Source organism: Arthrobacter sp. 8AJ (genome assembly GCF_902506025.1).
Taxonomy (GTDB): Bacteria; Actinomycetota; Actinomycetes; order Actinomycetales; family Micrococcaceae; genus Arthrobacter.
This window is the reverse complement of the sequence record NZ_LR733289.1, coordinates 1,555,848-1,576,491: the sequence shown is the minus strand read 5'-3', so window position 1 is coordinate 1,576,491 and position 20,644 is coordinate 1,555,848. Positions and strand designations below refer to the sequence as shown.

The 20,644-nt window shown below is 67.2% G+C and carries 17 protein-coding genes; 6 read left to right on the top strand and 11 right to left on the bottom strand.

The genetic code is table 11. The annotated features are described in order from the left end of the window. Positions 1–49: 49 nt before the first annotated feature. The 3 genes from BACI349Y_RS07345 to mtrA all read right to left on the bottom strand — a co-directional run bounded on the left by BACI349Y_RS07345 (position 50) and on the right by mtrA (position 4,360). Positions 50–1,765 carry an LpqB family beta-propeller domain-containing protein gene (locus BACI349Y_RS07345; protein WP_159631555.1) on the bottom strand — a complete coding sequence of 572 codons (1,716 nt, stop codon included), beginning with the start codon at positions 1,763–1,765 and terminating at the stop codon, positions 50–52. Further along, positions 1,762–3,555 carry an MtrAB system histidine kinase MtrB gene (gene mtrB / locus BACI349Y_RS07340; protein ID WP_159635349.1) on the bottom strand — a complete coding sequence of 598 codons (1,794 nt, stop codon included), beginning with the start codon at positions 3,553–3,555 and terminating at the stop codon, positions 1,762–1,764. Before mtrB ends, BACI349Y_RS07345 begins: the two co-directional genes overlap by 4 nt. A gap of 130 nt (positions 3,556–3,685) precedes the next feature. Beyond that, positions 3,686–4,360 carry an MtrAB system response regulator MtrA gene (gene mtrA, locus BACI349Y_RS07335; RefSeq protein WP_159631554.1) on the bottom strand — a complete coding sequence of 225 codons (675 nt, stop codon included), beginning with the start codon at positions 4,358–4,360 and terminating at the stop codon, positions 3,686–3,688. A gap of 289 nt (positions 4,361–4,649) precedes the next feature. Between mtrA and BACI349Y_RS07330 the strand changes: the two genes are divergently transcribed. Genes BACI349Y_RS07330 through BACI349Y_RS07305 form a run of 6 tightly spaced genes read left to right on the top strand, consistent with a single transcriptional unit; the run spans position 4,650 to position 10,564 of the window. Next, on the top strand, positions 4,650–5,657 hold the full coding sequence (locus BACI349Y_RS07330; RefSeq protein WP_236560755.1) for a DUF7847 domain-containing protein: 1,008 nt from the start codon (positions 4,650–4,652) through the stop codon (positions 5,655–5,657). Next, positions 5,647–6,282 (top strand): DUF4129 domain-containing protein, encoded by a 636-nt coding sequence (locus BACI349Y_RS07325; RefSeq protein WP_159631553.1) that lies wholly within the window; start codon positions 5,647–5,649, stop codon positions 6,280–6,282. Before BACI349Y_RS07330 ends, BACI349Y_RS07325 begins: the two co-directional genes overlap by 11 nt. Continuing rightward, on the top strand, positions 6,279–7,499 hold the full coding sequence (locus BACI349Y_RS07320) for a DUF4350 domain-containing protein (RefSeq protein WP_159631552.1): 1,221 nt from the start codon (positions 6,279–6,281) through the stop codon (positions 7,497–7,499). Before BACI349Y_RS07325 ends, BACI349Y_RS07320 begins: the two co-directional genes overlap by 4 nt. Continuing rightward, positions 7,496–8,509, top strand: a complete 1,014-nt coding sequence (locus BACI349Y_RS07315) for an AAA family ATPase (protein ID WP_159631551.1) — start codon at positions 7,496–7,498, stop codon at positions 8,507–8,509. The genes BACI349Y_RS07320 and BACI349Y_RS07315 overlap by 4 nt, the downstream gene beginning before the upstream one ends. Continuing rightward, positions 8,509–9,804 carry a DUF58 domain-containing protein gene (locus BACI349Y_RS07310; RefSeq protein WP_159631550.1) on the top strand — a complete coding sequence of 432 codons (1,296 nt, stop codon included), beginning with the start codon at positions 8,509–8,511 and terminating at the stop codon, positions 9,802–9,804. The genes BACI349Y_RS07315 and BACI349Y_RS07310 overlap by 1 nt, the downstream gene beginning before the upstream one ends. A 46-nt stretch (positions 9,805–9,850) precedes the next feature. Beyond that, complete coding sequence (locus BACI349Y_RS07305) at positions 9,851–10,564, top strand: DUF4166 domain-containing protein (RefSeq protein ID WP_159631549.1); 714 nt, start codon at positions 9,851–9,853, stop codon at positions 10,562–10,564. Here BACI349Y_RS07305 and BACI349Y_RS07300 read toward each other — a convergent pair whose 3' ends face one another. From BACI349Y_RS07300 to BACI349Y_RS07265, 8 genes are all read right to left on the bottom strand, one after another. Beyond that, on the bottom strand, positions 10,565–11,557 hold the full coding sequence (locus BACI349Y_RS07300) for a hypothetical protein (protein ID WP_159635343.1): 993 nt from the start codon (positions 11,555–11,557) through the stop codon (positions 10,565–10,567). A 134-nt stretch (positions 11,558–11,691) separates the two neighbouring features. Continuing rightward, positions 11,692–12,099, bottom strand: a complete 408-nt coding sequence (locus tag BACI349Y_RS07295) for a chorismate mutase (RefSeq protein ID WP_159631548.1) — start codon at positions 12,097–12,099, stop codon at positions 11,692–11,694. Positions 12,100–12,212: 113 nt separating this feature from the next. Continuing rightward, positions 12,213–13,907 carry an ABC transporter ATP-binding protein gene (locus BACI349Y_RS07290; RefSeq protein WP_159635340.1) on the bottom strand — a complete coding sequence of 565 codons (1,695 nt, stop codon included), beginning with the start codon at positions 13,905–13,907 and terminating at the stop codon, positions 12,213–12,215. 32 nt (positions 13,908–13,939) lie between these two features. Next, positions 13,940–14,977: an ABC transporter permease gene (locus tag BACI349Y_RS07285; protein WP_159631547.1), complete on the bottom strand. Its 1,038-nt coding sequence runs from the start codon at positions 14,975–14,977 to the stop codon at positions 13,940–13,942. Between the two features lies 1 nt (position 14,978). After that, on the bottom strand, positions 14,979–16,070 hold the full coding sequence (locus BACI349Y_RS07280; protein ID WP_159631546.1) for an ABC transporter permease: 1,092 nt from the start codon (positions 16,068–16,070) through the stop codon (positions 14,979–14,981). A 127-nt stretch (positions 16,071–16,197) separates the two neighbouring features. Then, a complete protein-coding gene (locus tag BACI349Y_RS07275; protein ID WP_159631545.1) occupies positions 16,198–17,835 on the bottom strand; it encodes an ABC transporter substrate-binding protein in 1,638 nt (545 codons plus the stop codon). Between the two features lie 251 nt (positions 17,836–18,086). Then, a complete protein-coding gene (gene mnmA, locus BACI349Y_RS07270; RefSeq protein ID WP_159631544.1) occupies positions 18,087–19,220 on the bottom strand; it encodes a tRNA 2-thiouridine(34) synthase MnmA in 1,134 nt (377 codons plus the stop codon). A gap of 151 nt (positions 19,221–19,371) precedes the next feature. Further along, entirely contained in the window at positions 19,372–20,601 is a 1,230-nt protein-coding gene (locus BACI349Y_RS07265) for a cysteine desulfurase family protein (protein ID WP_159631543.1), read from the bottom strand. Positions 20,602–20,644: the final 43 nt, after the last annotated feature.

Below are 20,644 nucleotides of genomic sequence, written 5' to 3'. Positions count from 1 at the left end.
TCATCAGGAGGGCCTGGGGTGCCTATGTGGACAAGTCGGAGGACAGGGGTCAGCCCGGAAACGCGGGGTCGATGGGACCCTTGATCTGCGGCGACCAGCCGTTGCCGAGGCGCTGGAAGATACCCTCTCCGGACTGGACATAGATGTCGTCTGCACCGTTTCCGGCGCTGATGGCAACCAGGCCGGGCCAGGGAGCCAGCTGCTGCGGCTGTCCGGAGGTGAGGGACAGCAGCTCCGGCGTGACGTTCGCACCGGCTGCCTCCTTCATGACGGCAACGGTCGTTCCGTTCACCCACACGCCTTGGTCTGGATCGCCGGCGCTGACCAGAGTGATGGGCGCGGTCAGTTCGCGCGGCGTGCCGTCCCCGGCGCGGATCACGCCGGTCACCTGCACCTTGGACTTCCCGTTCTGCTCGGAGATGACCAGGGCGCGAACGCCGTCGCGTGAGATGCGGAACTCCTTCACCGTCCGGCCGGCAAGCCACGATGGCGCCAGCGTCACGGACGGGACAGGTGCCCCTTCCGCCACTCCGGCTGGATGGAACGCCACGACTTCGGTGGCACCCGTTGCACCCGGTCCGGCGGTCCATACCCAGTCGTTGATACTGAAGGACGGCCGGCTGAGGGTGCTCCGGGTGGTCAGGGAACGCGCCGGCTGGCCCGGACTGATGCTGTACAGGGTGGTGCGTCCGTCATTGAGGAAGGCGGCGGTCTGCGACACCGGCGATTCCGCAGGGTAGCGCGGGTTGAGCGCAGAGACGGGCTGCATGTCGGGCAATGGGGAAACGCGGTTATTTTCGTAGCGCACCAGATCGTTGCCACTGATGGCGATCTGGCGCGAAGGCACTGTTTTATCCAGCACCGGGGGAAGGACGGACCCGTTGTCCTCCACCCGGACCAGGTCCTGGTTGGCGCGCAGCTCAACGTTGACCACATCCGGCTGGCTGCGGAACGTCAAGGTCAGCTGCATCTGCATGCGCAGCCGGTCCTCCGCCGAGGTTTCCGTCAGCTCCTTTGCCGTCAGGTCCACCTGGGCGGCCCCGGAGACTACCGGGACTGACTCACGGGCCAGTTTGATTCCCGAGGGGAATGCGCTGGCGACGGCGCCGCGGAGGTAGGGGGCGGGGCCGGCCAGCAGCGCGCTGGTCATGGCCTTGACGGTCTTGTTCTTAAGGAACCAGCGGACATCCGGGATGGCGTAGGTGAACGTGGGGTCGTAAAAGTAGATGGGGTAGGCGCCGTAGATCACCTTGAATGTTTCCTCGGCAATGGCGGTCCCGTCCGGAATCGCGGAGATCCGCCACTCGCCGTCCACCTGGGTCACCGTCACCGGAATGCGTTCCACTGTTCCCGGCGGCGACTGGGTGGCGATGCCGTCCGCGTCCACTGTGTAGGAGACATCCAGCTCGTAGTTGAAGACGTTTTCCGTTGCTGTGGGGACGACGCGCGCCTCCCGGTAAACCAGGGCGCGTTTGTCCGGCTTCCAGGACACCGCCGACGCCTGCGTGAGGTACTGGCGGGCAACGGCGTAGTCGTCCTCGTAGCCGCTGCCGGCCCGGTAGAAGTAGTCGATGATTGTCTCCGGGGACGCACCGGCCTGGGGTGCTGCGGGAAGGAAGACGGGCGCGTTGACGTTGCCGGCGCTGCTTTCGCTGCTCTTCCCCACCGGGCCCGAGGTGGGGATCCGCGCGCAGCCCGACAGGAGGACGATGAGCAGCGCGAGCAGTGCCGCGGGGTACCTGGCGTGGCGCATCGAGGCCCTCATGGTGTCTCCTCGGGAGGCCGCACTGGAGCGGGACCGGCCGCACCAGTCTGCAGCAGCAGCATGTTCTTGTAGTCCTGTTCCGCGGGGATGGTTCCCGGCGCGCCGGGTATGGTGGCGTCCCTGGGTTCCAGTTGAACTGGTGACTCGGTGATTTCCCCGTCCTGGCGCAACGGAAGGGTCAGCCGGAAGTTGGCACCATCGCCCTTCCTGCCCCACGCCTGGAGCCAGCCATGGTGCAGTTTGGTGTCCTCCATGGCGATGGACAGTCCCAGGCCGCTGCCTCCCGTGGTGCGGGCGCGGGCGGGATCGGCACGCCAGAACCTGTCGAAGACCCTGGCCGCCTGCGATGGGTCCATTCCGATCCCGTGGTCCCGGACTGAAACGCCCACCGCCGTCTCGTTTGCCGCGACCGTGACGGTCACCGGCTTGCCCTCACCGTGCTCCACGGCGTTCAGGATCAGGTTCCGCAGGATCCTGTCGATCCGCCGGGCGTCCATTTCCACGATCACGGCATCATCCGGGGCCGTGTAGAGGATTTCCGAGCCATACTCGGCTGCGACCGGCGCCGCGCCCTCAATGACGTGGGCGATCACCTGGAGCAGGTCCTCAGGTTCGGCATCGAGGACCGCTACGCCTGCATCGAAGCGGCTGATTTCGAGCAGGTCGGAGAGCAGCGACTGGAACCGCTCCACCTGGTTGTACAGCAGTTCGGCGGACCGTTTGTTGATGGGGTCGAAGTCGTCCCGGGCGTCGTAGAGAACCTCCGCGGCCATCCGGACGGTGGTCAGCGGAGTCCTGAGCTCGTGCGAAACGTCGGACACAAAGCGCTGCTGCATTTGCGACAACGTGGCCAGCTGCGTGATCTGCTCCTGCAGGCTGGCTGCCATGTGGTTGAAGGAGGCACCAAGTCGGGCCACTTCGTCCTCGCCTTTGACCACCATGCGCTCCTGCAGCTGGCCGGCCGCGAGCTTCTCGGAAACCATGGCGGCGTGACTCACCGGGCTGACCACGTTGCGCGTGACATACCAGGCGACGGCGCCAATCAGCAGGACCAGGACCGCACCGCCGGCCCAGAGGACGCTTTGGATCTCGTTCAGCGTTTGCTGCGCGGTGTTGAGGTCGTAGATCAGGTACAGCTCGTAGACGGTACCGTTGAAGGTCACCTTGTTGCCTACGGCGATTCCCGGCCGGTCCTCGGTCCCCACGGGAATGACCGTGGATGCCCAGTACTGGTCCTTCCCGGACTCCTGCACTGCTTTGCGCAGCTCAGGGGGGATGACGCTGACCGTCAGCTGGTCCGACGCGCGGGATTCAACCCAGCGGTTGCGGGGTTTGGTCTGGTTGGGCATCGCCTCGAAGACGTAACGCCGTTGGATGACCGAACCGCGCCCTTCCACGGCGCTGAGCGTGTCCGAGACCAGGGTGATGACGCTCGACTGGTCGGTGACCTGGGCTCCGTCGAACGTCTCCTGAACCTGCTTCACGTTGTAGCGTGTCTCGGATTCCGCCTGAGTCAGCCGCTCCTGGAACAGGTTGTTGGCGATCTGGTTGGACAGGTAGGCACCCACCACAGCGAACGACGTCACGGCCAGCATCAGGGTGGTGAGAACGGTCCGGAACTGCAGGGACCGGCGCCAGCGCTGCTGCAGCGCCCGGCCAAGGTACCTCAGCCCCGGGAGGAAACGGCGGACTCCGGTCCGCACCAGCCGTGCCACGCGCAGCGCCACGATCACGGCGCGGCGCTGCCAGATCCGTGCGCGGAAGGCAACATGCCGAAGACCGGGAGTCACGGAAGGCCCGGGCACGTTGGCCTCGTCGCCGCCCTGGGATGGGCTGTCCTGCCCGGCGCCGCTGCTCAAACCTTCATCACCGGCGTGCGGCGTTGCGCGCCGGCCGGGTTGCCCGTCCTGCGCAGCGGGGTCAGACCCCTGCTTTGTAGCCGACACCACGCACCGTCAATACAACTTCCGGAGCTTCCGGGTCCTGCTCGATCTTGGACCGCAGGCGCTGGACATGGACGTTGACCAGGCGGGTATCAGCGGCGTGGCGGTAGCCCCAGACCTGCTCCAGGAGCAGTTCGCGGGTGAAGACCTGCCAGGGCTTGCGGGCCAATGCCACCAGCAGATCGAATTCCAGCGGCGTCAGGGAGATCCGCTCGCTGCCCCTGCTGACGGTGTGACCGGCGACGTCGATAGTGATGTCCGCGATCTTAAGCGTTTCGGGCGCCTTCTGGTCGCCGGGGCGCAGGCGGGCGCGCACGCGTGCCACCAGTTCGGCCGGTTTGAACGGCTTGGGCACGTAGTCGTCAGCACCGGATTCCAGTCCGCGGACCACGTCTGAGGTATCGGACTTGGCGGTCAGCATGACGATGGGAACATCGGATTCGCCGCGGACCTGGCGGCAGACCTCGATGCCATCCATGCCGGGAAGCATCAGGTCGAGCAGGACAAGGTCCGGCCGCGATGACCGAAAAACGTCGAGGGCCTGGGCGCCGTCGGCGCAGAAGACCGGCTCGAAGCCGTCATTACGGAGGACAATTCCAATCATCTCGGCCAGCGCTTCGTCATCATCTACCACCAGAATGCGTGCCTTCATAGCTATATATTCCCTTATCGGGATGGGTTTGTCCTGTTGAGCGGCTTCCCGGCATGGCGGGACACTAGGCCGGCCGACGGCGGAACTATAGTCTTGGGGTCATGCCCTGCATTGCCGGTGCGCGCCTTCCGGCTACCCCTACCCTGAAGCGCCGCACTCCGGCCCGCAGTACCCCGGTCCGCCATACCCCGGTGCGCCATACCCCGGTGCGCCGTACGGAGCCTCCCCCTACGGACAGCCCCGCTATGTCGCCCCGCCAAAGCCCGGCATCATCCCCCTGCGTCCACTGATGTTCGGGGAAATCCTGGACGGCTCGTTCCAGGGCATCCGGCGCAACGCCAAAGCGATGCTGGGAGCCGGCATCCTGGCCCAGTCCCTGTCGGCCATCCTCGCCGCAGTCCTTACTGGGGTCGTTGCAACGTCGTCCGGGTCGATTGAATCCTGGGCGCGGACGGCCAGCAGAGCCGACGTCGCGTCCCTCGGGATTGGGCTGATGGTTACCTTTGCCTTTCTGTCGATCCTGTCCGTCTTCATGTCCGTGGTTCTCCAGGGCGCCATGGTGGTCCCCGTGGCAAGGTCCGTCCTGAACCGGCCCACCGGCTTCCGGCGCATGCTGTCACTGGTGCGTCCACGGATCGGGGCGCTGATCAGGCTGGCCGCGGTGCTGGTGGCTGCCGCAGTGGCCACGATGGCGCTTTTCTTCGCCGTCATCGTGCTCCTGTTCTCCAATGTCCGCGGCGCGGGAGCGCTGCTGGTCATCCCGCTGATGATGGGCTTCGCCGTCCTGTTCGTCTGGGTGGCGATCAAGCTCATGGTGGCGCCTGCTGCCGTCGTTATCGAAGAATTGGGCGCCCTGGCCGGACTGCGCCGCTCGTGGACCCTCACGCGGGCAAACTGGTGGCGCATCCTTGGCATCACCCTGGTGGTGGGAATCCTGGTCGCCGTGATCACCCAGGTGGTCCTGATCCCCGCAAGCATGCTGCCGACGGTCCTGTCGGGAGTCGTCTCGCCGCACGGCGGCAGCGGGCAGGGCGCGGCGCTTACCGTGACCATCAGCATCATCACCGCGGTGGTCGGCGCCCTGGTGGGTGCGGTGGGCTACGCCTTCCAAACGTCTGTCATGGCGTTGCTCTACATGGACCTGCGGATGCGGAAAGACGGCCTCGACATCGTGCTGCTGCGCGATCTGGAGACCGGAGCGGATCCCGACGGGATCCCGGGCCGGAACGCCGGGACCGGGAGCACCCCGTACCCCGGGTACGGCACAGCGCCGGGGGCATGGCCGTATGGCCGCTGAGCCGCCGGTGCTGCCTGGAGCCGACGAGGCACGGCGATGGGCGGCAGAAGAGTTGGCCAAACCTGAATACCGGGACGCCGCCCCCTCCTGGCTGGACGCTCTGTGGCGGAACTTCCTCGACTGGCTCCAGTCCCTGGACGGCTCGCCCGGGGATGCCGCACCAGTGCCCAGCCCCGTCATCGCCCTCGTCATTGCCGTCATCATCGCCGCCGCCATCCTCCTTGCCCGCCCCCGGCTGAACGCGCGGGCACGGAAGGCCAGCGACGTGTTCGAAAGGGAAACCGCGCTGGCCGCCGGGGACTACCGGAACCGCGCGGAAGCCGCAGCCGGGGCCGCACAATGGGGGGACGCCGTCGTCGACCGTTTCCGTGCGGTGGTCCGCAGCGCCGAGGACCGGACCATCCTTGATCCGCAGCCAGGCAGGACGGCGGACGAGGCCGCGCAGGCGCTGTCCGTGCCGTTCGCCGGTGAATCCCGGCGCCTGGCCCGGGCGGCGGCCACATTTGACGGCATCCGCTACGGAAACAGGGCAGCGGGCAGCATCGATTACCAGGAAATGGTGGCACTTGACGCGGCATTGGATGCCATGAGACCCGCCGCCGGCAGCACGGTGACGCCGTCATGAGTGGACCCGCCATTGCCGGCACGGACCGGGCCCGAGGAACCCGGCAGTCCCAAGAACCTGGGCCGACGGGCCGGAAAGTCCCCGTCCGCACGTTGAAGAAGTGGCTGCGGCAGCACCGTGCCGCCACCGCAGCAGCAGTGGTGGTGGCCGCTGCACTGGCCCTGCTCATCGGTACGCAGCTGGCGCCCAAGGGCGACCGGGTGCCCCTTTCAGTCCACAATGCCGGACCGGAAGGGGCCAGGGCGCTGGGCGAAATCCTGGGGCGGCACGGAGTTTCGGTCCATACGCCCGGCCGGTTCGACGCTGCGCTGGACGACCTGCACTCAAGCTCCTCCCCCACCCTCCTGCTCTATGACAGGAACGGTGTGCTGGACAGGCAGCAGGTGGCCGGCCTGATGGCTGCTGCTGGCCGCGTGGTGGTGGTCACCCCCAGGCTGGACACACTCGCCGCCCTTGACAGCGGCATCCACCAGGCCGGCGTCGTCCCCGACGCCTCTCCGGTCCTTGACCCCGGCTGCACCCAACCTGACGCGGAAGCGGCAGGACAGGTCACGGGCCACAAGGGATTCGTGTACGACGGAGGCACCACCTGCTACCGTGCGGCAGGAACCGCCGGGATGCTTGCCGTCAGCGGTGACGGCCGGCTGGCCGTCCTGGGCAGCACGGCGGTCCTGGGCAACGACAAACTGGACGAGCTGGGAAACGCCGCGCTGGCGGTCCGGCTGCTCGGCGCGGCACCGGACCTCGTCTGGTACCTGCCCTCGATCGAAGATGCAGCGGACAACGGGTCCGGGAAAACCCTCGACGACCTTGCACCGGGCTGGGCCCGCTTCCTGGGCCCCTGGCTGCTGCTGGTGGCGGTGGTCGCCATCATATGGCGTGGCCGCCGGCACGGGCCGCTGGTGTTCGAACCGTTGCCCGTGGTGGTCAAGGCCGTTGAAACGGCGGAAGGCCGCGCCCGGCTCTACCAGGATTCACGTGCCGTCGACCAGGCCCGGGACAACCTGCGCGCCGGCTTGCTGGTGCGGCTCTCCGGAAAACTGTGTCTGGGCCCCGGCGCCACCGCGGAGGACACGATTGCCGCGTCAGCCCGGCTCCTTGGCAGGGACCCCGCCGGCGTCCGCGCCCTGGTCAATGAACGCCCCACAACCGAAGCCCGGCTGGTGGCCTGGTCCCAGGCCCTGGACAAACTGGAGAAAGAGGTCATGACCCGATGAGTGAACAGAGCAGTGGCCCGGGGGTCCTGAACCCCACAGACCCCAACAGCCCAATGAACGACGACGGCCCACGGCAGGCGCTGCTTGCTGTCCGCCGGGAGGTGGCCAAGGCAGTGGTGGGACAGGACGCCACGGTCACGGGCATGCTGATTGCCCTGCTTTCGCAGGGGCATGTCCTGCTGGAAGGCGTACCGGGGGTCGCCAAGACCCTGCTGGTCCGGGCGTTGTCCTCCGCCCTGAGCCTGGACACCAAGCGGGTGCAGTTCACCCCCGACCTCATGCCGGGCGATGTCACGGGATCGCTGGTTTACGACTCCCATACGTCCGAGTTCAGCTTCCGGGAAGGACCGGTCTTCACCAACCTCCTGTTGGCCGATGAGATCAACCGGACCCCGCCAAAAACCCAGGCTTCCCTCCTCGAAGCCATGGAAGAGCGGCAGGTGTCCGTGGACGGAGCCGCCAGGCGGCTCCCGGCCCCGTTCCTGGTGGCGGCAACCCAGAACCCGGTGGAATACGAGGGGACCTATCCGCTGCCCGAGGCGCAACTGGACCGGTTCCTGCTCAAGCTCACCATGCCCTTGCCCGGACGCGGTGAGGAGATTGAGGTCATCCGCCGGCATGCCGCCGGATTCGATCCCCGGGACCTGGCAGCAGCCGGAGTCCGGGCCGTGGCGGGCGCCGAGGACCTGGAACGTGCGCGGGAAGCTGTGAACCGGGTAGCGGTGGAACCGGAAATCATCGGCTACATCGTTGACCTGGTGCGCGCCACCAGGGCCGCGCCCTCCTTCCAGCTTGGTGTCTCACCGCGCGGTGCCACTGCCCTGCTCAATACATCCAGGTCCTGGGCCTGGCTCTCGGGGCGTCCTTTCGTCACCCCGGACGACGTCAAGGCCCTGGCCTTGCCATGCCTGCGGCACCGGGTGGCGTTGCAGCCCGAAGCCCAAATGGACGGGGTCCGGGTGGACGACGTCCTGGGCAGCATCCTGGCCTCCGTCCCCGTTCCCCGCTGATGGCCGTCTCGGGGCGCTTCGTGGCGGTGGTGCTGCTGGGCCTGGTGCCGGTGCTGCTGTTCCCGGGATGGTTGACCGTGTTCACCACGGCCGCCGTGCTCGTTGCCCTGTTGGGCGTCGACCTGTTGTTGGCAGGATCCCCCAGGCGGGTGGGTGCGGTACGCGCGGAGCCGGAGAAAGTCACGCTCAACAACGCGGTGGAGGCGGTCCTCACGCTCCGCAACGGGGGTACCCGCAGGCTCCGGGGATCGTTCAGGGACGGGTGGCAACCTTCCACGGGCGCCCAAAATCCCATTCAGGCCATCGACGTCCCGGCGGGCGAAAGCAGGCGCTTCGCGGTCAGGCTCCGGCCGGTCCGGCGGGGGGACCTCGCTGCCCCGCACGTGACCATCCGTTCCTATGGTCCGCTCCGCCTGGCAGCCCGGCAGCGGACCATTGATTGTCCCGGCTCGGTGCGCGTACTGCCGCCGTTCCATTCCCGCAGGCACCTGCCCTCGAAGCTGCGGAAGCTGCGCGAACTGGATGGCAAGGCCGCCGTCCAGATTCGCGGTGCCGGCACGGAGTTCGACTCCCTGCGTGACTACGTCCGTGGCGATGATGTGCGGTCCATTGACTGGCGGGCTACGGCCAGGCGCTCCTCGGTGGTGGTCAGGACCTGGCGACCGGAACGGGACCGGCGGGTGGTCATGGTCCTGGATACCTCCCGCACCTCGGCGGCGAGGATTGCCGACGAAACCCGGCTGGACACCGGGATCGAGGCTGCGCTCCTCCTGGGCGTGCTGGCCGAACGGGGCGGTGACCGGGTGGACTTCGTGGCCTTCGACCGCAGGACCCGGGCGCGCGCCGGTTCCGCGGGCCAGGGCAACATCCTGGGCCGGCTGGTCCAGGCGATGGCTCCCCTTGAGGCAGAGCTGATCGAGATGGACTGGCCGGCTGTCCCGGCGCAGGTCCGCGCCGTCTCCGCGCACCGGTCCCTCGTGGTGCTGCTGACATCGCTGGACAGCGGAGCGCCCGAGGAAGGCCTGCTGCCCGTGGCGGAGCGGCTGGCCAGCCAGCACGTGGTGGTGGTGGTGGCGGCGGTCCGCGACCCCCAGCTGGGCACCATGCTCCGGGAACGCACCGACGCCACCGGCGTGTTCCGTGCGGCTGCCGCCGAACGCGCCCTCCTGCAGCGCGCGGCGGTCACCGCTGAACTGCGCCGCTACGGCGCAGAGGTAGTGGACGCGGAACCCCACGACCTGCCACCCCGGCTTGCGGACATGTACATCCGGCTCAAGGCTGCCGGTAGATTGTGAAGCCGGAGGCAGACAGCGCCGCCGCAGGCAACAGGAGGTCCACGTCATGAACGTCCCCATCTACCGGCAGGCCTTGGGCACCGGGTTCTCCCGGCTGCAGCCCGAGCTCCAGGAGTACTTCTCGCTGGCACCGGGTTCCGGACAGTACGGGGTAGGGGAAGGAACGTTCGACGTCGTGGGGTGCCGCCAGCGGTGGCTGCGCCCTTTGCTGCGGCTGGCGGGCGGCGAAGAGGCCTTTTTCCCGGAATACGGTGAGAACATCCCGTTCCGGATCGAGAACCACGCCCACCAGGATCCGTTCGGCCGCTCCAGCCTTACCGCCCGCCGTGAAATCCGCTTCCCGGACCGCACCCGGCTCTTCCAGGACACCACCAGTGCCACCCATAGGGGTGCCAACACCCAACTGGTGGACTACGTGGGACGCTATCGGCGGCTGGTGACGGACCTGAACCTGAGTGTCACGGCTGAGGGCAGGCTGCGCGGCGTTTCGGAGGCGTCGAGGCTCTTCATGGGTCCTCTGCGGGTGCCGCTTCCGGCCGCCCTCGACGCCAAGGCCTACGCCGAGCAGTGGTGGGACCCGGCCGAAGGCAGCAACGGACGGCACCGCATCCAGGTGAAGGTCATCCAGCCGCAGATCGGCCTGGTCCTGGTATACGCCGGGGCCTTCGACTACCGCTTGCGCCCGTACACCGGCGGCAGTTCCGCCCAAAGCTACCTGCCCCGCTACGCCCAGCCGGACCGCTGGGAAAACAGGGTCTAGCTAACCCAGCGCCTGCTGGTTCAGGCCGTCGGCTACCTGCGTGAGCCGGTGTAGGACGGCCGTGGCCTGGGCAGGTGTGTGGCCGGCCAGGCCTTCCGAGGGCGTCACCCGGATGGCGCCCAGCAGCGACGGCGGCAGGCCCAGCTGGCGCCAGGGGCGCCAGACGGATTCCACGCACTGGGCCACTTCGGGCAGCGGACCGCCGGCAGGCACGTCCAGGGCACCAGCCCAGAACTGTTTCCCAGCCTCCACCGCTCCGGCCACCTGCTCCCACTGGCGGTTGGTCAATGCCTTCAGCGGCAACGCGACGCCGTCAGCCCCTGCCGAGAGGGCCAGGTCGATGGGGGCTTCGATTTCGGGGAAGGACACGACAACCTCGGCTGCACCGGCTGCACGCAGGGAGTCCAGGACCAGGCGCCATGACTCGCGTGCTTCCGATCCCGCAATCGCGCGGAGGGTGCGGTACCCGCTGGCGGTGGGTATGGTTCCGGCCAGGACGGCGGCAATGGCGGGCTCGTCCACCTGCACCACGAGCCGGGCGCCGGGCACGGCCGCGGCCACCCTGCTGAGGTAACCGGCCACGCCCGCCGCGAGGGAGGCGGCCAGGTCCCTTCGGGCGCCGTAGTCCAGCAGGGCGCGTTCACCGTTGTGCAGGTACAAGCCGGCGGCAAGGCTCAGCGGTCCCACCAACTGCACTTTGAGTTCACCCGCCGATACGTCTTCCGCGCCGACAACATCGGCCAGGACGTTCAGGTCGGTGGACAGCGCCGACGCTGCCCGCCGCATGTCCTTGCCCGGGCGGTCCACGAGCCGCCAACCGTGCGGCTGCACATCCACCGCGAGTTCCTCCAGGAGGGAGGCGGTACGGCCCAGGGCGTCGGACCCTACCCCACGGTCCGGCAGTTCAGCCAGGAAGGGAAGGTGCGGGCCGCCAAGCTCACCGCGGATGATCCGGGCAGCTTCCAGCGGATCTTCGCCCGGCCACGGGCCCAGGCCGGTGGCCGTGACTTCCTTGGCCCGGGGCTGGGTGGCAGAGGCCGCGTTTGATGAGGCAGCGTTTGATGGATCACCGGTGAAAGGGGCACCCGCCGGACGCGGGCCGGAGCCCGCATGGCGCTGTTCCCGGTTCACGCCAGCGCGGAGGTCTGCGGTTGCTGGCCCGAGGAGGCCTGGTGGTCCTCGGCAATGGCCTCGTGGTGGCGGATCACTTCACCGATGATGAAGTTGAGGAACTTCTCCGCGAAGGCCGGGTCGAGGTGGGCATCCTCGGCAAGGCGGCGCAGCCGGGCGATCTGCGCGGCTTCACGCCCCGGGTCACCGGCGGGGAGTCGGTGGTTTGCCTTCAGGAAGCCCACTTTTTGCGTCGCCTTGAAGCGCTCGGCCAGGAGGTACACCAAGGTGGCGTCGATGTTGTCAATGCTGGAGCGGATGGACAGCAGTTCAGCCATCACCGAATCGTCCACATGGCCTGCAAGCGAGCTGGCGGATGGATCAAATTCGTCGGCGCCAGGAGAGCTGGGGTTGTGCTGCGTCATGGCTCCAGTCTAGGGGAGCCGGAGGAACCACCGCGGGTGTGAAGCGCCGGTGCCGCCCATCTGACGGCACCGGCGCTGTCCGCGGCTGGACTGCCTGCAGGACTTCCTGCGGGTCAGATTCCCAGGAGCGCGCGGTGCTCCTCCCGGCGTTTGGCCTGTTCGGCCGGGTCCGGCACCGGCAGGGAGGCGATCAGCCGGCGGGTGTAGTCGTGCTGGGGGTTGCCCATGACCTGGCTGCCGATCCCCTGCTCCACCAGTTTGCCCTTGTACAGCACTCCCACCCAGGAGGACAGGATGTCCACCACGGCAAGGTCGTGGCTGATGAACAGGCAGCCGAACCCGAACTCCTCCTGGATGTCCCGGAACAGCTCCAGGACTTTTGCCTGCACCGAAACGTCCAGGGCCGACGTCGGCTCATCAGCGATCAGCAGGCGCGGGTTCAGGCTCAGGGCACGCGCCAGTGATGCCCGCTGCCGCTGGCCGCCGGACAGTTCGTGCGGGTACCGTCCCGCGTACGACGCCGGCAGCTGGACCGATTCAAGCAACTCGCCAACGCGCTTGCGGGCCTGGGCGTCGCTCGGCCGGGTGTGGATGAGCATGGGCTCGGCGATGCATTCGCCAATGGTCAGCTGCGGGTTGAAGGAGGCGGCAGGGTCCTGGAACACGAAGCCGATGTCCTTGCGCAGGGGCTTGAACGTGCGTTCCCGAAGGTTCAGCATCTCGTAGCCCAGCACTTTGAGGCTTCCGCCGGTGGTCCGGTTGAGCCCGGCGATGGCGCGGCCGATGGTTGTCTTGCCGGACCCCGACTCCCCCACCAGGCCGAAGACCTCACCCCTGGACAGGGTGAAGCTGACACCGTCAACGGCTTTGAAGGCCGGTGTCCCCAAGCGCCCCGGGTACTCGATCACCAGGTTGTCGGCGGCCACCAGAACTTCCTCATCCTGGTGGCGCCGCTCGGTGAGGCCTTCCGACACCGAATTGCGGCCCAGGTGCGGCACCGCGGCAAGGAGGTTGCGGGTGTAGTCCTGCTTTGGTTCAGCGAAAAGCTTCTTCGCTGAAGCTTCCTCCACGACGTCGCCCTGGTACATCACCACCACCCGGTCCGCCAGGTCGGCCACGACCCCCATGTTGTGGGTGATCAGCACGATCGAGGTGCCATATTTGTCCCGAAGGTCCCGGAGGAGTTCCAGGATTTCCGCCTGGACGGTGACATCCAGGGCGGTTGTGGGCTCGTCGGCAACAATCAGGCCGGGGTTCAGCGCCAGGGCGGCCGCGATCACCACGCGCTGCTTCTGGCCGCCGGAAAACTGGTGCGGATAGTAGTTGACCCGGTGCTCGGGATCGGGGATACCCACCTTGCCCAGCGCCTCGATGGCCCGGGCTTTGGCCTCCTTGGCAGATACCCGCCTACCGCCGTTGGCACCCGTGTGGGCACGGATGCCTTCGGCAATCTGCCAACCGACGGTGAACACGGGGTTCAGGGCGGTTGAGGGCTCCTGGAAGACCATGGCCACGTCCCGGCCGCGGATCTGGCGCAACCGGCCGGGGCTGAGGCTGATGACGTTGGCACCATTGATCAGCACCGCGCCGGAACTCACAGCCGTTTCCGGGAGCAGGCCAAGGATCGTCTTGGCGGTGACCGTCTTGCCGGAGCCGGATTCCCCCACAATGGCCAGGACCTCACCCGCCTTGACGTCCAGGCTGACATCCTTGACGGCGTACACGTCGCCACCGTCCGTGGCGAAGGTGACCTTCAGGTGGTCGATATCCAGTACTGTCTTCCGGTCCTGGTCCTGACGGCCGGACACTGAACCGGGATTTTCGTAACCGGGGTTCTCACTCACGGGTTGCTCAATTCTGTTTCGGTGCCGGATCCATGGGGAACGGCAGGAGTGGCCGGTACGGCAGCGGCTGCCGCCTTGCGGCTGCTGCGCTTGCGGCCGCGGAGCCGCGGATCGTTGAGGTCGTTGATGCTTTCGCCCACGAGCGTCAGCCCGAGGACTGTCCACACGATGGCGAGGCCCGGGAACAGCCCGGTCCACCAGATGCCCGAGGTCGTGTCGGCCAGCGCCTTGTTGAGGTCAAATCCCCACTCGGCCGCCGAGCTCGGCTCAATGCCGAAGCCCAGGAAGCCCAGCCCTGCCAGGGTAAGGATGGATTCAGACGCGTTGAGCGTGAAAATCAGCGGCAGGGTGCGGGTGGCGTTGCGGTAGATGTGCCGGGTCATGATGCGGATGTTTGACGCCCCCACCACCTTGGCGGACTCGACGAAGGGCTCCGCCTTGAGCCGGATGGTTTCGGCACGGATCACCCTGAAGTACTGCGGGATGAACACCACCGTGATGGAAATGGCCGCCGCCAGGATGCCGCCGAACAGGCTGGACTGTCCACCACTGATGACGATCGCCATGACGATGGCAACCAGCAGTGACGGGAAGGCATAGATGGCGTCAGCCACGACGACCAGGACGCGGTCCAGCCACCCGCCGATGTAGCCGCTCACCAGGCCGAGGATGACCCCGGCGAAGATGGAGAGGACCACGGCCACGATGATGACCAGGAGTGCCGTCTGGGTACCCCAGATCACGCGGGACAGGACGTCGTAACCGCCCACCGTGGTGCCCAGGAGGTGTTTCCCGCCGGGGGCCTGCTGGGTGGGGAAGCTGCCGTCGGCATCCGAAAGCTGCGCGAAGCCGTAGGGCGCCAGCAGCGGTGCGGCCAGCGCGGTGAGCAGGAAGATGCCGGTGAGGACGAGCCCCACCACCAGCATGAACCGTTGCAGGCCGACGCTTTTGTTGAAGTGCGAAACAACCGGCAGCCGCCGGAACAGGGAAGCCCGCGGGTTGGCGACGGGTTCGAGAGTTGTATTGGCAGACATTTCAGTACCTCACGCGGGGATCGATCAGCGCGGCGATGATGTCCACGATGAAGTTGGTGACGGCGACGATGACGGCCAGCAGCACCACGATGCCCTGCACGGCGACGAAGTCGCGCGCCGTGAGGTAGTTGGCCAGCTGGAAACCGAGGCCTTTCCATTCAAACGTCGTCTCAGTCAGCACGGCGCCCCCGAGAAGGACGGCGATCTGCAGGCCCATGACCGTGATGATCGGAATCAACGCCGGTTTGTAGGCGTGCTTGGTCACCAGGCGGAACTCGCTGACACCGCGTGAGCGCCCGGCCTCCACATAGTCCTTGCCGAGGGTACCGATGACGTTGGTCCGGACCAGGCGCAGGAAAACGCCGGCCGTGAGCAGACCCAGTGCCAGCGCCGGAAGGACCGCGTGGGACATGACGTCGCTGAAGGCGGCCATGTTTCCGCTGCGCAGGGCGTCCAGCCAGTAGATGCCGGTCGGCGCCTCCAGCGCGGTCAGGGACAGTTCGGTCCTGGTCCCTGCGCGGCCGGCGACCGGAAGCCAGCCCAGCCATACGGAGAACACCAGCTTGAGCAGCATGCCGGCGAAGAACACCGGGGTGGCGTAGAACAGGATGGCGAGGATCCGGAGCACTGCATCCGGCAGGTGGTCACGCCGGTGGGCGGCGACCATGCCAAGCGGGATGCCGACCAGCAGCGCCACGATGATGGCGTTGATGGAAAGCTCCAGCGTGGCGGACCCGTAGGTGGTGAGCATCTCGGTGACCTTGCGGTTGTCCGAAAGCGTGGTGCCGAAGTTCCCTGTGACCAGTTGGCCCAGGTATTCGAAGTACTGCACGAGCAGTGGCCGGTCGTATCCGGCGGCGTGGATCCTTTCCTGCAGCTGTTCCGGGGGCAGCCGTCCGCCCATGGCGGCGGTGATGGGGTCACCGGTGATCCGCATCAGGAAGAACACCATGGTGACGAGGATGAGGATGGTGGGGAAGATCAGCAGGAAGCGGACCAGGATGTACTGGCCCAGCCCGCCTCCTGTTTGCTTTTTCTTGGGCGGAAGGAGTGCGTCGGCGTCACTGGGTGGCGCGTCAATCAAAGTTGTCATCGGTACCTGGATTCGTGGTGACCGGGAGCCAGCAGTCCCCTCGTTGCTGGCTGATGACCGGCAAAAGGCGGGACACCGTTGCGGCGTCCCGCCTCTGGCCCGTCAGAGCCCGATGGGGGTGGAGTGCTTACTTGGACAGGACGCCAAGGCGGGTCTTGAAGGAGGGATCCAGGGTCTTCTCGACACCCTTGACGTCCTTCCCGGCCACCAGCAGCTGCGAGCCCTGCAGGAGCGGCAGCGTGGACAGGTCCTTGGCAACGGCCGTCTGGACGTCCCCGATCAGCTTCTGGCGCTCAGTCTTGTCCGGCGTGGTGAGCTGCTTCTGCACGAGGTCCGTGACGGTGGGGTTCTCGTAGTGGTTCTTCAGGAAGTTGCCGGGGATGAAGAACGGCGTGAGGTAGTTGTCCGCGTCCGAGTAGTCCGGGAACCAGCCCAGCTGGTAGACGGGGTAGGCGTCGGCGGTACGTGCCTTGGAGTAGGTCACCCATTCGGTGGACTGCAGGTCCACGGTGAACAGGCCCGACTTCTCCAGCTGCTCCTTGACCATGGCGTACTCGTCACCGGAGGACTTGCCGTAGTGGTCGGGGTTGTACTGCAGCTTCACGTTGACCGGGCCGGTGACTCCGGCGTCCGCCAGGGTCTTCTTGGCCTTGTCCAGGCTCGGTTTGCCGTTGCCGTCGCCGTACAGCTCCTTCATGGGCTGGGTTGCCCCGGGCAGGCCGTCCGGAACCACGGAGTACGCCGGGACGTAGGTGCCCTTGTAGACCTGGTCGGAGATGGCCTGGCGGTCCACGATGTCAGCCATGGCCTGCCGCACCGCGAGGGCCTTGGCGGGGTTGGCTTCCGGTGTCTTGGCGCCGAAAGGCATGGTGTCGAAGTTGAAAACGATGTAGCGCAGTTCGCCGCCGGGTCCCTTGTAGACCTTGACCTTGGAATCCTTGTCCAGGTCCGCGGCGTCGGTTGCGGTCAGGCTGCGGCCGGCAACGTCGATGTTGCCGCCCTGGACGTCCAGCTTGAGGTTGTTGGAGTCGGCGTAGTACTTGATGACGGCACTGTCGTTGGCCGGCTTGCCCAGCAGTCCGTTGTAGTCAGCGTTGGCCTTGAGGCTGACAAGTTCGTTCTTTTTGTAGGAATCGATGGTGTAGGGGCCGGCAAAGGGCTTTCCGGCGACGATGTCCTCATCGCTCATCACCTTGTCCGCCGGGAAGACTTCCTCGTCGATGATGGGTCCGGTGTTGGTGCCCAGGACGCTGGGGAAGACCTGGTCATTCCCTGCCTTGAGGTTGAACACCACGGTGGTGTCGTCCTTGACGTCAACGGATTTGAGGTTCGAGAGCAGGGACGCCGGCCCGTTGGGGTCGTCGATCTTCACCACGCGGTCGTAGGAGAACTTCACGTCCGAAGCGGTAAGCGCGTGGCCGTTGGCGAACTTGAGGTTGGGCTTGAGCTTCACCGTGAACTCTGTGGGCGAGGTAAAGGACGCGGACTCAGCGATGTCCGGGCTGACTTCAGCCGAGCCGGGCTTGGAGTTCATCAGGAAGGGGTAGACCTGGTTCATCACCAGGAAGGATCCTGCGTCGTAGGAGCCGGCGGGGTCGAGGGTAACGACTTTATCCGTCGTTCCGAAAGTGATGGCACCGCCACCGGCATTGCCGGTAGACGTTCCCCCGCCGCCGCCCGAGGGCCCTGTGCAGGCTGTCAGGGCCAGGGCGGAGATGCCTGCCAGCGCGATGGCGCGGTGCAGGGCCGTTGTGCTCTTGATCATCTGTGAACTTCTTTCCGATGAGTACGCGCACGCCCGCGGTCATAGGTTGATAGCCCCAGACGCCGGCGTGCAGTGCTGATCCCTAGATTGAATCAGAGAGTCAGCCCTCAGGACGGCCGTTTTTGTGAGTTCAAACACAAAATTTTCCTAAAAGTTACCCGGCGGAGCCCGGCAGCACCGTCAAGGGACGCCGCCCGGACACAGCAAAGCACCGCCACGGCAGAACCGTGGCGGTGCTGAAGGCGGACTCGTTACAGCGCGGCGCGCTGGAGCGAGCGGGCAGCGTCGATGGTGGCCTGCCCCAGCACGCGGCTGCCCTGGTAGAGCACAACCGTCTGGCCCGGCGCGACACCGCGCAGCGGCGCCACCAGACGGACCACCAACTGGGTTGCCGGGGCGCCGTCAGTGGAGGGCTCCATCCGCGCGGTGGCCGGAACCGGGTCCCCGTGCGCCCGGACCTGTGCGTAGCATTCGAACTCGGCGCCTGTCTCCACCTCGGCGATGGGCAGGCCCGCCCAGGAGACCTTGATGCCGCGGATCTCATCGATGGCCAGCAGCGCCTCGGGACCGACCACCACTTTGTTTTCCTTGGGCCGGATTTCCAGCACGAAGCGGGGCTTGCCGTCGGCGGCGGGGGTTCCGAGCTTGAGGCCGCGCCGCTGGCCGACGGTGAAGGCGTTGGCGCCGGGGTGCTCCCCTACCTTCGCGCCGGTTTCATCCACGATGTCACCCTGGGCCATGTCGATCTTCTCTGCCAGCCAGCCGGCGGTGTCGCCGTCGGGAATGAAGCAGATGTCGTGGCTGTCGGGCTTGTTGGCCACGGAGAGGCCCCGCCGTTCCGCTTCGGCGCGTACCTCGGCCTTGGACGGGGTGTCCGCCAGCGGGAACATGGAATGCTTGAGCTGCTCGTGGGTGAGGACGCCCAGGACGTAGCTCTGGTCCTTGGCCCAGTCCGCCGCGCGGTGCAGTTCCCGGTTGCCGTCAGCGTCCTCGATGACCTTGGCGTAGTGGCCCGTGCAGACGGCGTCGAAGCCCAGCGCGATGGCCTTTTCCAGCAGGGCTGCAAATTTGATGCGCTCGTTGCAGCGCATGCAGGGGTTCGGCGTCCGGCCGGCGGCGTATTCGTCAATGAAGTCCTGGACGACGTCTTCCTTGAAGCGCTCGGAGAAATCCCACACGTAATAGGGAATGCCCAGCACGTCGCAGGCCCGCCACGCATCCCGGGAGTCCTCGATGGTGCAGCAGCCGCGGCTGCCCGTACGCAAGGTGCCCGGCATGCGCGAAAGGGCCAGGTGGACGCCGACGACGTCGTGCCCGGCTTCCACCGCGCGGGCGGCGGCAACGGCAGAATCAACTCCACCGCTCATGGCTGCTAGTACTCGCATGCTGGCTTTCTGTTGGGGGATGCCCGCTGCCCGGGCCCGTGCTGGACGTACCGGGGGCGGAAACGATCTTCGCCTATCCATTCTACGGCGGCAGGCAAATCAACCCGCTCCACACCCGGCGGAGCGGGCGCCGGGACGCGCCCGCCGGCGCTCAAGCGCCCGGGAAACCCTGCCGCGCCGCGGTGCCCGCGGTCTGGATGGAGGACTCGTGTCCGGCCATGCCGGCCTGGCGCGCCCGCGAATAAGCTTCGGGCAGCGCTGCAAGGAGGGCGTCGACGTCGGCCTCCGTGGAGGCGTGCCCCAGGCTGAACCGCTGGGCTCCGCGCGCCGTTTCCTCGTCCAGGCCCATGGCCAGCAGCACGTGGGAGGGGCGGGGCACCCCTGCCGTGCAGGCCGAACCCGTGGATGATTCGATGCCGGCAAGGTCGAGGAGGAACAGCAATGAGTCCCCTTCACAGCCGGGGAACGTGAAGTGCGCATTGCCCGGGAGCCGGCGGTCGCCGGGCGCCCCGCGGAGGACCGCCTCCGGAACACGTTCGCGGACGCCGTCGACCAGCCGGTCGCGCAGGGCTGCGATCCGGGCCGCCTCGGCGGGCAGCCCGGCAGCGACAGACTCCGCGGCGGCGGCGAAGGCAGCGATGGAGGCGGTGTCCAGCGTCCCGGAACGGACGTCGCGCTCCTGGCCGCCGCCATGCTGTACCGGGGTGAGTTTGACGGCCCGCCCCAACAGGAGTGCGCCAACACCCACCGGGCCGCCGATCTTGTGCCCGGAGATGGACATGGCATCCAGGCCGGAATCCTTGAAGTGCACCGGCACCGAGCCGAATGCCTGGACGGCGTCGGAGTGCACCGGGACGCCGGCGGCGTGCGCGAGTTCCACGATCTGCCTGATGGGCTGGATGGTGCCCACCTCGTTGTTTGCCCACATGACAGTCACCAGCGCCACGGCGCCGGGGTCACGCGAGAGCTCCTCTTCGAGGGCCTGGAGGTCAACAACGCCGTCACCGTCAACCGGCAGCCACGCCACGTCGGCGCCCTCGTGGCGTTCGAGCCATTCCACAGTGTCCAGGACTGCGTGATGTTCGACGGCGGAGCAGAGGATGCGGCGCCGCCTTGGGTCTTCTGCCACCCGGGACCAGTACATGCCCTTCACGGCGAGGTTGTCCGCCTCGGTGCCTCCGGAAGTGAAGATGACCTCCGAGGGATGGGCGCCGGCCGCGGCCGCGATGGCCTCCCTGGCGTCCTCGACGGCACGGCGCGCCCTGCGGCCGGAGCCGTGCAGCGATGAGGGGTTGCCGGTCCGTGCCAGTTCACGCGTCAAGGCAGCGAGCGCGGCACCGGAAAGCGGCGTAGTGGCGGCGTGGTCGAGGTAGGCGGGCATCCTCCAATTCTATCGCGGCCGGTCCTGGTGGCCGCCGCGTGGA

What these genes read in the sequence shown, in the direction of transcription:
- BACI349Y_RS07285 (WP_159631547.1), bottom strand. Translation starts at nt 14,977, where the DNA reads ATGTCTGCCAATACAACTCTCGAACCCGTCGCCAACCCGCGGGCTTCC.
- BACI349Y_RS07310 (WP_159631550.1), top strand. Translation starts at nt 8,509, where the DNA reads ATGGCCGTCTCGGGGCGCTTCGTGGCGGTGGTGCTGCTGGGCCTGGTG.
- BACI349Y_RS07320 (WP_159631552.1), top strand. Translation starts at nt 6,279, where the DNA reads ATGAGTGGACCCGCCATTGCCGGCACGGACCGGGCCCGAGGAACCCGG.
- mnmA (WP_159631544.1), bottom strand. Translation starts at nt 19,220, where the DNA reads ATGCGAGTACTAGCAGCCATGAGCGGTGGAGTTGATTCTGCCGTTGCC.
- BACI349Y_RS07275 (WP_159631545.1), bottom strand. Translation starts at nt 17,835, where the DNA reads ATGATCAAGAGCACAACGGCCCTGCACCGCGCCATCGCGCTGGCAGGC.
- BACI349Y_RS07305 (WP_159631549.1), top strand. Translation starts at nt 9,851, where the DNA reads ATGAACGTCCCCATCTACCGGCAGGCCTTGGGCACCGGGTTCTCCCGG.
- BACI349Y_RS07295 (WP_159631548.1), bottom strand. Translation starts at nt 12,099, where the DNA reads ATGACGCAGCACAACCCCAGCTCTCCTGGCGCCGACGAATTTGATCCA.
- BACI349Y_RS07315 (WP_159631551.1), top strand. Translation starts at nt 7,496, where the DNA reads ATGAGTGAACAGAGCAGTGGCCCGGGGGTCCTGAACCCCACAGACCCC.
- BACI349Y_RS07345 (WP_159631555.1), bottom strand. Translation starts at nt 1,765, where the DNA reads ATGAGGGCCTCGATGCGCCACGCCAGGTACCCCGCGGCACTGCTCGCG.
- BACI349Y_RS07330 (WP_236560755.1), top strand. Translation starts at nt 4,650, where the DNA reads ATGTTCGGGGAAATCCTGGACGGCTCGTTCCAGGGCATCCGGCGCAAC.
- mtrA (WP_159631554.1), bottom strand. Translation starts at nt 4,360, where the DNA reads ATGAAGGCACGCATTCTGGTGGTAGATGATGACGAAGCGCTGGCCGAG.
- BACI349Y_RS07280 (WP_159631546.1), bottom strand. Translation starts at nt 16,070, where the DNA reads ATGACAACTTTGATTGACGCGCCACCCAGTGACGCCGACGCACTCCTT.
- BACI349Y_RS07325 (WP_159631553.1), top strand. Translation starts at nt 5,647, where the DNA reads ATGGCCGCTGAGCCGCCGGTGCTGCCTGGAGCCGACGAGGCACGGCGA.
- BACI349Y_RS07265 (WP_159631543.1), bottom strand. Translation starts at nt 20,601, where the DNA reads ATGCCCGCCTACCTCGACCACGCCGCCACTACGCCGCTTTCCGGTGCC.